Genomic DNA, 8,623 nt, shown 5'->3' on the forward strand with positions numbered 1-8,623 from the left:
CGAGGGGCAACGGCTCTCTAGCGGAGAGGGAGCGCAACTCACTATGGGGGTAGAAAATCCCCGCCTCTGGATGCCGAGAGGGTGGGGGGAGCAACCGCTCTATCAAGTGGTGCGGACACTGGTGAAGGGTGGAGCTGAGGAGACAGTCTTGGAGCGGGATACCACATTCTTTGGGATTCGCGAGATCCAATTGGACCGGAGTGAGGATGTCGAGGGGGAGCGTTTTCAGTTTGTGGTGAATGGGCGTCCGCTTTATGTGAAGGGGGCTAACTATCTGCCTCACGACCGCTGGATGGGGGGTGGTGGTCGTACGTTGGAGCAGGTGTTTCAAGAGGATATTTTGCCCCTGCACTTCAATATGCTACGTGTATGGGGCGGGGGTATCTACGAGTCCGAGGAGTTTTACCAGCTAGCAGATCGTTATGGCATCTTGGTGTGGCAGGACCTCCCTTTTGCCTGTACCGCCTACCCGAGTGATCCTACCTTTAGGGCATCGGTGGAGATGGAGCTAGAGGATCAGGTGAAGCGATTGCGGAAGCACCCTTCGCTCGCCCTCCTCTGTGGCAATAATGAGGTGCTAGAGGGGTTGAAGCATTGGGGCTGGCAACGGAGCTACGGCTATAGCGATGAAGAGTATCGGGAGATGCTGACGGGGTATGATGCTCTCTTTAGGGAATGGATTCCTCAGAAGTTGAAGGTGTTGGTGCCCGATGTGGCCTATATTCACGGTTCGCCCGTGAGCTCTAATTGGGGAAGACCAGAGAGCTTTCTGAAGGGAGATTCGCATAATTGGCGGGTATGGTTTGGAGGTAAGGATTTTAAGGAATTCGACCAAAATCCAGGTCGCTTTGCCTCGGAATATGGTTTTCAGGCATTTCCCGAGCGAAAGACGGTGGAGAGCTTTGCTCCTGGTGTGCAGGTGGAAAGGCTGACGATTGAGAGCCCGATCCTGAAGAATCGGCAGCGCTCCTTTGTGGGTAATCAGCGGATTACCGACTATCTATTGCGTGCCTATCCTGTGCCTGAGGACTTTGTAGACTATATCTATGTGGGGCAGTTGCTACAGGGCGATGGCATGGGTTATGCGATCCGTGCCCTGAGGCGTGCCTATCCGCTCAATAGCGGGAGCCTCTACTGGCAACTCAATGATGTATGGCCTACGGTAAGCTGGTCGGGGGTGGACTATTGGGGCAATCACAAGGCACTACACTACCGTGTGCGGGAGGCGTATGCCCCTTATATTGTGGACTTGGTGGAGGGTGCGATTTGGGTCGCTTCGGACGAGGTATTGAAGCCTGAGCTTGGGCCTCTAGTGGTGGAATTGAAGGGGCTGGACTACTTTGGTCGGCAACTTTGGACGGAACAATTTAGCTTTCGGAGCGAACGCTATCCATTTAGTCAAAAGGAGGGGGAGCTAGCAAAGGAAAAGCTAGAGCAGTGTGGGGGGCAACTCTTTGTGGAGCTGGAGCTAAAGGCGGGGCAGAAGCTATTGGCGCGGAACCTTTTCTTCCCTACCTTGCCGAAGGAGATGCAGCTGCCGAAGGCGGCCCCTTCCATCTCGCTTGAGGCATCGCAGGGGCGACTGAGAGTGACTCTTTGCAGTCCTGTTTTGGTCAAGTCGCTCTTTGTGGAGACCCCTTGGCAAGGGGCTCAGTATAGCGACAACTTCTTTGACCTGCTTCCGAATAGGCCTTATACCATTGAGATCACCCACTCGGCGATAGATGAGGTGGTGGGTGTGGAGATGCTTCGGCTCACTTCACTCAATGATATACTAGCTAGGTGATGAAGCGGATTTTTGCTAAATTTGTAGCTGAATCCGAGGGGGTGAGGGGTGTGGTGAAGTAGATCTATCTGCTGAGTGATGAAGAGATGGCGGCCTAAGAGGCTCTATACATATATTGTCAAGACGTTTATCCCGCTATTGCTGGCGGGGTTTTCGGTGTCGCTCTTTGTGGTGGTGATCCAATTTCTCTGGCAGTCGGTCGGTACGCTGGTGGGGAAGGGGGTGGATGGCCTAGTACTTCTTCGCCTGCTTTTCTTTGCCTCTATGACGATGGTTCCGCTGGCACTGGTGCTAGGGGTGCTGGTGGCGTCGCTGATGACCTTTGGTAACCTCGGGGAGCGGATGGAGCTGCTGGCGATGAAGGCAGCGGGTATCCCGCTCTACAAGATATTGAAGCCAGCCTTTTACTTTGTGGTGGTGCTGGCGATGGGGCTTTTCGTTTTTCAAAACGACTGGATGATTCAGAGCCAGGTGAAGTTTTGGCAATACTACTTCTCGATCAAAAATAAGTCGCCCGAGCTGGCGATCCCTGAGGGAGCTTTCTATAAGGGGGTGGATAACTACAGTATCTTCGTGGAGAAAAAGGATAATAAGCGGAAGATGCTCTATGGGCTGATGCTGTACGACTTTTCACAGGGTTTTGATGAGGCGATGGTGGTAGTGGCAGATAGTGGTCGCCTCTACTCTACGCCCAAGGGGCAGGAGCTGATCCTGGAGCTGTATCATGGGGAGTCGTTTCAAAACCTGAAGGGGCAAGGGAGCTACTATCAGACTTCGGAGGATCGCCCTTTTTTGCGTGAGCGCTTTGGGTACAAGGAGCTGCATATCCCCTTTAATACCGACCTGAGTATGGTGGATGAATCGATCCTCACCAGTCAGTTTGTGGGTAAGGATATGCGACAATTGAAGGCATATACTGATTCGCTACGGGTGGAAATCGACTCTTTGGCGCTCCTAGGCATGCAAAATAGCACTCAGAGGCTGGGGTATCAGATGGTGGGGCAGTCGAGTGAACCAGAGTCGCTTCAGGAGTCGCTTCGGGAGGAGAGTATGGAGCAGATGAAGAGGGCTGTGGAGCGGACTTCTTCGGAGAGTGGTGATGCTGAGGGGAACTACTCGGAGGAGCTGGAGCAATTGGAGGATACCTATGCTGAGTCGTTATCGGAGGCGGAGGTGGTGTCTAGTGAGGAGGTGAAGGCGCCGACGCTAAAGAAGGCAAAGAAAACAAAGGTGGCTTACGCGTCCTTTGATGTGGGGAAGAAGCTGAGCGCTGTGGGAGCAAGCACGGCGAGTAGCGTTTATGCTTCGGCCATTTCTCAGGTGACGAGGGTGCAGAATGAGACCTTCTTTACGGTGGAGGAGATGCGGGAGGATGTGGACTTGCTTCGGAAAAATGAGTCGGAGTATTGGCGGAAGCTGACCTATCCGGTTGCCTGTATTGCTTTCTTCTTGATCGGTGCTCCTCTGGGTGCTTTGATCCGAAAGGGGGGAATGGGATTGCCGTTCTTGGTGGCGGTATTCCTCTTTATTTTCTTTTATATTCTGGAGACCTTTGGCATCAAAATGGCTCGTGAGGGGACGCTCCTCACGTGGGTGGGTATGTGGCTACCCAATATGGTCTTGGTGCCTGTGGGGGTGCTCCTCTGTGTGGTGGCGTCGAGGGATACCAATCGCTGGAATGTGGACTTCATCACTCAGCTACGCTCTTTGTGGGGCCCTCGTACCAAGCGAACGGTGGAGTACAAGGAGGTGACTATGGAGTCGGTGGATTATGAGCTGGCAAGGGAGCAGGTTTTGGCTTTGGATCAGCTGGCAAAGGAGCAATTGGAGGCGGGAAGACTAGGATATGGGCAATTCTTTAGGAATGAGGCCTATTTTGCCCAAAGGAGAGAGCTCTATCGGCAGGTGGAGCAATTGGTGGGACACCTGAAGCATAGCCGGGACTATTCGCTGGTGGATCACTTGGAGGGGTATCCTTATCTGAGGTATTTGATAAGGGAGTGGCGGACGACTAAAAGAGGGGTCAATGGGCTACTGATGTGGCTTTTCCCTGTGGGTGGTCTCTGCTATCTGCTTTATATTCTGCGAAATAAAAGGTATATTAGGGGGGTGAAAGCCATTCGGCAGTATAATAAGGTGCTGCTGGTGGATATTGAGAGAGCAAAACTAAATAACTAATACAATATAGAGTGTAGAAATGGAATTTAAGCTAAGTACAATCGAGGAGGCTATCGAGGACTTTAAAGCCGGGAAGATAGTGATCGTGGTGGACGATGAGGATCGGGAGAATGAGGGGGACTTTATCATCGCTGCGGAAAAGGTGACTCCTGAGATTATCAACTTTATGATGAGCCACGGAAGGGGCGTGCTCTGTGCCCCTATGACGGAGGAGCGCTGTGCCGAACTGGAGCTCCCTCTGCAGGTGGCGGATAATACTTCGCAGTATGAAACCCCTTTTACCGTAACGGTAGACCTGAATGGTAAGGGGGTGACCACAGGGGTCTCTATGTATGACCGTGCTACGACGATCAATGCTCTTGCCGACCCCGAAACCAAAGCTTCGGACTTTGGACGCCCTGGCCATATCAACCCACTTAGGGCGAGGAGCAAGGGAGTGCTGAGAAGAGCTGGGCATACGGAGGCTTCGGTGGACTTGTGTAAGTTGGCAGGGCTACAGCCCGTTGCGTGTCTGATTGAGATCATCAATGAGGATGGTACGATGGCGCGTATGCCTCAGTTGCAGGTGATTGCGGAGAAGTATGGCATGCGGATCATCACGATTGCTGACCTGATTAAGTACCGCCTTCGCACGGAGAGTATCGTGGAGAAGGGTGAGGAGGCACAATTGCCAACAGCTTATGGTGATTTTAGGGTGGTTCCTTTCAAACAAAAGAGCAATGGAATGGAGCACGTGGCTCTAGTTAAAGGCAATGTATCTACTTCTGAGCCGGTCTTGGTGCGTATGCATAGCAGTTGTATCACTGGGGACATCTTTGGCTCTTACCGCTGTGATTGTGGCGACCAACTCCACGAGGCAATGCGTAAGGTGCAAGAGGAAGGCCGAGGTGTGATTGTCTACTTACAGCAAGAGGGACGTGGTATCGGTCTGATGAATAAGATCGCTGCCTACAAGCTTCAGGAGCAAGGCCTGGATACGGTGGAAGCCAATCTACACCTAGGATGTAGAGCCGATGAACGTGACTATGGGGTAGGTGCCGAAATCCTCAGACAGCTAGGAGTGCAGAAGATGCGTTTGATGACCAATAACCCTGTGAAGCGGATCGGACTGGAGAGCTTTGGGCTGGAAGTGGTGGAGATTGTGCCGATTGAGATAAAGCCTAATGAGTACAATCACGACTATCTCCTGACTAAGAAGAATAAGATGGGGCATCACCTCTCTAAGCTTTAAGAAAGGAGTCGGTATGACAAGACTGAGTGTAAATGTCAATAAGATAGCCACTCTACGAAATGCCAGGGGTGGCAATAATCCGGACCTGATACAGGTAACGAAGGATATTGAGCACTTTGGAGCGGAGGGGATCACGGTGCACCCTCGCCCCGATGAGCGGCATATTAGATATGCCGACGTGTACGACCTGAAGAAGGTGGTCACAACGGAATTCAATATCGAGGGCTACCCTTCGCCTGAATTTATGAAACTGGTACTCGATGTGCAGCCTACTCAGGTGACGCTGGTACCAGACCCACCTGGGGTCTTGACAAGTAATGCGGGGTGGCAGGTGCGTGAGCACTTTGATTTCCTCAGTGAGATTATTGGGCAGTTGCACGAGAGGGGGATCCGAAGCTCTATTTTCGTGGATACGGATGCGGATAATATCCGTGCTGCTAAGGAAGTGGGCTCGGATAGGGTGGAGCTTTATACGGAGCCTTATGCTGCCAATTATCATATTGATAGAGAAGCTGCGGTGGCACCTTTTGTTCGTGCTGCTAAGGTGGCAGAGGAGGTGAGCTTGGAGCTCAATGCAGGTCACGACCTCGATTTGCACAACCTTGCTTTCCTTGATAATTGTCTCCCCAATCTAGCAGAGGTCTCTATCGGACACGCCTTGATTTGTGATGCTTTGTATCTAGGGCTCGAGGAGACGGTAAGGCGGTATTTGGATTGTTTGAAACAAAGGAAATAATATATTTAATTGATTTTATGCTAAGTACAATACTTCAAGTGGCTGGTGATACCCTATATAATGCGATGCCCGACCTTTCGGCAAGTGGAACCGCCGCAGTAGCGAATGGTGTGGGTGAGATATCAATTTGGGAACTAGCAACGAAGGGAGGATGGTTGATGCTGGTGCTTTTGATCCTCTCTCTAATTGCTCTCTATGTATTTGTGGAGCGGCTCCTTTTGCTCAAGAGTATGACTAAGAAGGACGACGACTTTACCAGCAAGATACGTGACTATATTCGTGAGGGTAAGATACAATCGGCTCTGGACCTTTGCCAAAGTAAGCAAACCCCAGGTGCCAAGATGGTGGAGAAGGGAATCCAAAGACTGGGTCGCCCAATGGCCGATATCTCTGCTGCGATTGAGAATGTGGGGAATATCGAGGTGGCAAAGCTGGAGAAGCGACTTCCGGTACTGGCTACGGTGGCCTCTGGAGCTCCTATGATCGGGTTCTTGGGTACGGTGACTGGTATGATTAAGGCTTTCTTCAATATGGCAAATGCTGGTTCGGCTGTGGATATTAGCCTTCTTTCCGGCGGTATCTATGAGGCGTTGGTCAGTACCGTCGGCGGTCTTGTAGTCGGTATCTTGGCTCTTTTTGCTTACAATTATCTCACTACTAAGGTGGATGAGGTGATCACGAAGTCGGAGCAAGAGGCACTAGAGTTTATGGACCTTATTAATGAGCCATCAGGGAGATGAAACTGAAGCGTAAGAGCAAAGCAATGGAGTTCTTTAGTATGGCATCTATGACGGATACCATATTTCTACTCCTTATATTCTTTATGGTGAGCAGCACGCTTGTGGTGCCGAGTGCCCTTAAGGTGACTTTGCCACGGTCGAGCCAGCAGACCACTCCTAGAGCGATTACACGCATTGTACTGACTTCTGACCTGCAGTACTTCGTGGGAATGGAAGGTGAGGAGGATCGGGCTGTGACCTTTGAGGAGATCGCTCCCTATTTGGAGATGACAAAGCAGGCCAATCCGGATATGTATGTGGCACTTTATGCCGATGAGGAGGTGCCTTATCGTGAGATTGTGAAGCTGCTCAATATAGCAGTCGAAAACCACTATCAGATGGTTTTGGCTACGAGAGCCTTGGAGTAAACTATGCCTAGTAAGAAAGAGAATAATAAGTATCGTGCGATAGCGTTGGTGACAACCATTGCTATCCATGCGGTGGCAATAGTCTTGCTTCTCTTTTTGTTCCTTAAGTCTGAGGTGCCTGAGGAGGGCGGTGGAATACTGGTCAATATCGGTGATACGCCCCTCGCCTCGGGTATGTTTATGCCACATCAGTTGGAGCCCGACTTTGAGCCTGTGTCACCCGAGCCTATGCCTGAGGTGGAGGAGAATGGGCTTTTGACACAAGAGACGCCCGAGGCTCCCGAGGTGAAGGCTCCTGAAAAGCCTAAGAAGAATGATGCGGAGGAACGTCGCCGACTGGAACAAAAGAGGCGAGAGGAGCAGCGTAAGCGTGAGGAGCAAGAGGCGGCACGTAAACGTGAGGCGATCCGAAAGAATGTCTCTGGCGCCTTTGGAAATACAGGGAGTAGTGGCACGGGTAGCGACCCAATGGCACCCGCAGGTAGAGCTGGTTCGCCCGATGGTAACGTCACCTCGGGTGGTGCCAATGCTGGAGTGGGTGGATTTGGTAGCTTCTCTCTAGCTGGTCGTGGTTTGGCTGCAGGAACTGCTTTGCAAAGACCTAGCTACACGGTACAGGAGGAGGGGGTGGTCGTGGTGATAATTTATGTAAACCCCTCAGGCAAGGTGCTAAAAGCAGAGATTGGACCAGGTACCACGACAGGTAATGAATCGTTGAGGAAAAGTGCCCGAAAGGCAGCTTTAGCTACGAGATTCAATGCGGTAGATGAGACGAATACTCAAACGGGTACCATTACCTACCGCTTCCAACTTAATTAATGAACCTTATAAGACGAGATGACTATGACAAAGAAAGTTTATATTTTTGTGGCCAATGGCACTGAGGAGACCGAGGCCGTTGGTACTTATGATACGCTAAAGCGAGGTGGCATTGATGCCTATTTCGTTTCTATCAATCCTACGAAGGAGTTCACCTCTTCGCACGGATTACAGCTTACGGCTCACTATACTATTGAGGAGGTGAAGGATGAGGTGGTAGATGCTGTTGCTCTTCCTGGCGGTATGCCTGGAGCTACTAATCTATATGAGTGCGAGCTGCTCAGAGAGATCATCACTCGTCACCTTGAGGCGGGTAGGCATATCGCTGCGATGTGTGCTTCGCCACTAGTCTTTGGGCGTATGGGTCTTCTCGAGGGAAAGAAGGCAACTGCTTACCCCGGCTTTGAAGAGGAGCTGAAGGGGGCGAAGTACAAGGAGAAACCAGCCGTCGTTGATGGTCAGATCATCACTGGCCGTGGCCCAGGCTATGTCTTCAACTTCGGTGCCGCCATTGTGGGTGAGCTCGTTGGGTACGATAAGGCCTTAGAGGTAGCCAATGGCCTTCTCATTACCGAGGACCTTGACGATTAATTGGTCAAATATTTTGGTATCTCGTGATATATTCGTAACTTTGCGTTAGATAAAGGGGTGCTACTCCTTATCAATACTAAGACTTTGCTAGCTTTTTAGCTAGATGGGCAGTTACCAGAGTGGCCAAATGGGGCT

General features: G+C 51.2%; 8 protein-coding genes. All 8 read left to right on the forward strand.

Going from position 1 to position 8,623, the window contains the following annotated elements; genetic code table 11:
* Nucleotides 1-1,786, forward strand: a 1,786-nt coding sequence (locus tag QVO39_RS00550; protein WP_288171229.1) for a glycoside hydrolase family 2 protein, incomplete at its 5' end; no start/stop codon positions are given.
* A 78-nt stretch (nucleotides 1,787-1,864) separates the two neighbouring features.
* Nucleotides 1,865-3,964: an LptF/LptG family permease gene (locus QVO39_RS00555; RefSeq protein WP_021902562.1), complete on the forward strand. Its 2,100-nt coding sequence runs from the start codon at nucleotides 1,865-1,867 to the stop codon at nucleotides 3,962-3,964.
* Nucleotides 3,965-3,983: 19 nt separating this feature from the next.
* Complete coding sequence (locus QVO39_RS00560; RefSeq protein WP_021902563.1) at nucleotides 3,984-5,195, forward strand: bifunctional 3,4-dihydroxy-2-butanone-4-phosphate synthase/GTP cyclohydrolase II; 1,212 nt, start codon at nucleotides 3,984-3,986, stop codon at nucleotides 5,193-5,195.
* 13 nt (nucleotides 5,196-5,208) lie between these two features.
* Nucleotides 5,209-5,931 carry a pyridoxine 5'-phosphate synthase gene (locus QVO39_RS00565; RefSeq protein ID WP_021902564.1) on the forward strand — a complete coding sequence of 241 codons (723 nt, stop codon included), beginning with the start codon at nucleotides 5,209-5,211 and terminating at the stop codon, nucleotides 5,929-5,931.
* Between the two features lie 17 nt (nucleotides 5,932-5,948).
* Nucleotides 5,949-6,671, forward strand: a complete 723-nt coding sequence (locus QVO39_RS00570) for a MotA/TolQ/ExbB proton channel family protein (RefSeq protein ID WP_021902565.1) — start codon at nucleotides 5,949-5,951, stop codon at nucleotides 6,669-6,671.
* Nucleotides 6,668-7,078 carry an ExbD/TolR family protein gene (locus QVO39_RS00575; protein ID WP_018028813.1) on the forward strand — a complete coding sequence of 137 codons (411 nt, stop codon included), beginning with the start codon at nucleotides 6,668-6,670 and terminating at the stop codon, nucleotides 7,076-7,078. The genes QVO39_RS00570 and QVO39_RS00575 overlap by 4 nt, the downstream gene beginning before the upstream one ends.
* Before the next feature lie 3 nt (nucleotides 7,079-7,081).
* Complete coding sequence (locus QVO39_RS00580) at nucleotides 7,082-7,897, forward strand: energy transducer TonB family protein (protein WP_021902566.1); 816 nt, start codon at nucleotides 7,082-7,084, stop codon at nucleotides 7,895-7,897.
* 24 nt (nucleotides 7,898-7,921) lie between these two features.
* Nucleotides 7,922-8,488 (forward strand): DJ-1 family glyoxalase III, encoded by a 567-nt coding sequence (locus QVO39_RS00585; protein WP_021902567.1) that lies wholly within the window; start codon nucleotides 7,922-7,924, stop codon nucleotides 8,486-8,488.
* The last annotated feature ends 135 nt before the right edge of the window (nucleotides 8,489-8,623 follow it).

The sequence above is a fragment of the Porphyromonas sp. CAG:1061 genome, from assembly GCF_000435035.1.
GTDB lineage: Bacteria > Bacteroidota > Bacteroidia > Bacteroidales > Porphyromonadaceae > Porphyromonas_A > Porphyromonas_A somerae.

What these genes read in the sequence shown, in the direction of transcription:
- QVO39_RS00555 (WP_021902562.1), top strand. Translation starts at nt 1,865, where the DNA reads ATGAAGAGATGGCGGCCTAAGAGGCTCTATACATATATTGTCAAGACG.
- QVO39_RS00560 (WP_021902563.1), top strand. Translation starts at nt 3,984, where the DNA reads ATGGAATTTAAGCTAAGTACAATCGAGGAGGCTATCGAGGACTTTAAA.
- QVO39_RS00565 (WP_021902564.1), top strand. Translation starts at nt 5,209, where the DNA reads ATGACAAGACTGAGTGTAAATGTCAATAAGATAGCCACTCTACGAAAT.
- QVO39_RS00570 (WP_021902565.1), top strand. Translation starts at nt 5,949, where the DNA reads ATGCTAAGTACAATACTTCAAGTGGCTGGTGATACCCTATATAATGCG.
- QVO39_RS00575 (WP_018028813.1), top strand. Translation starts at nt 6,668, where the DNA reads ATGAAACTGAAGCGTAAGAGCAAAGCAATGGAGTTCTTTAGTATGGCA.
- QVO39_RS00580 (WP_021902566.1), top strand. Translation starts at nt 7,082, where the DNA reads ATGCCTAGTAAGAAAGAGAATAATAAGTATCGTGCGATAGCGTTGGTG.
- QVO39_RS00585 (WP_021902567.1), top strand. Translation starts at nt 7,922, where the DNA reads ATGACAAAGAAAGTTTATATTTTTGTGGCCAATGGCACTGAGGAGACC.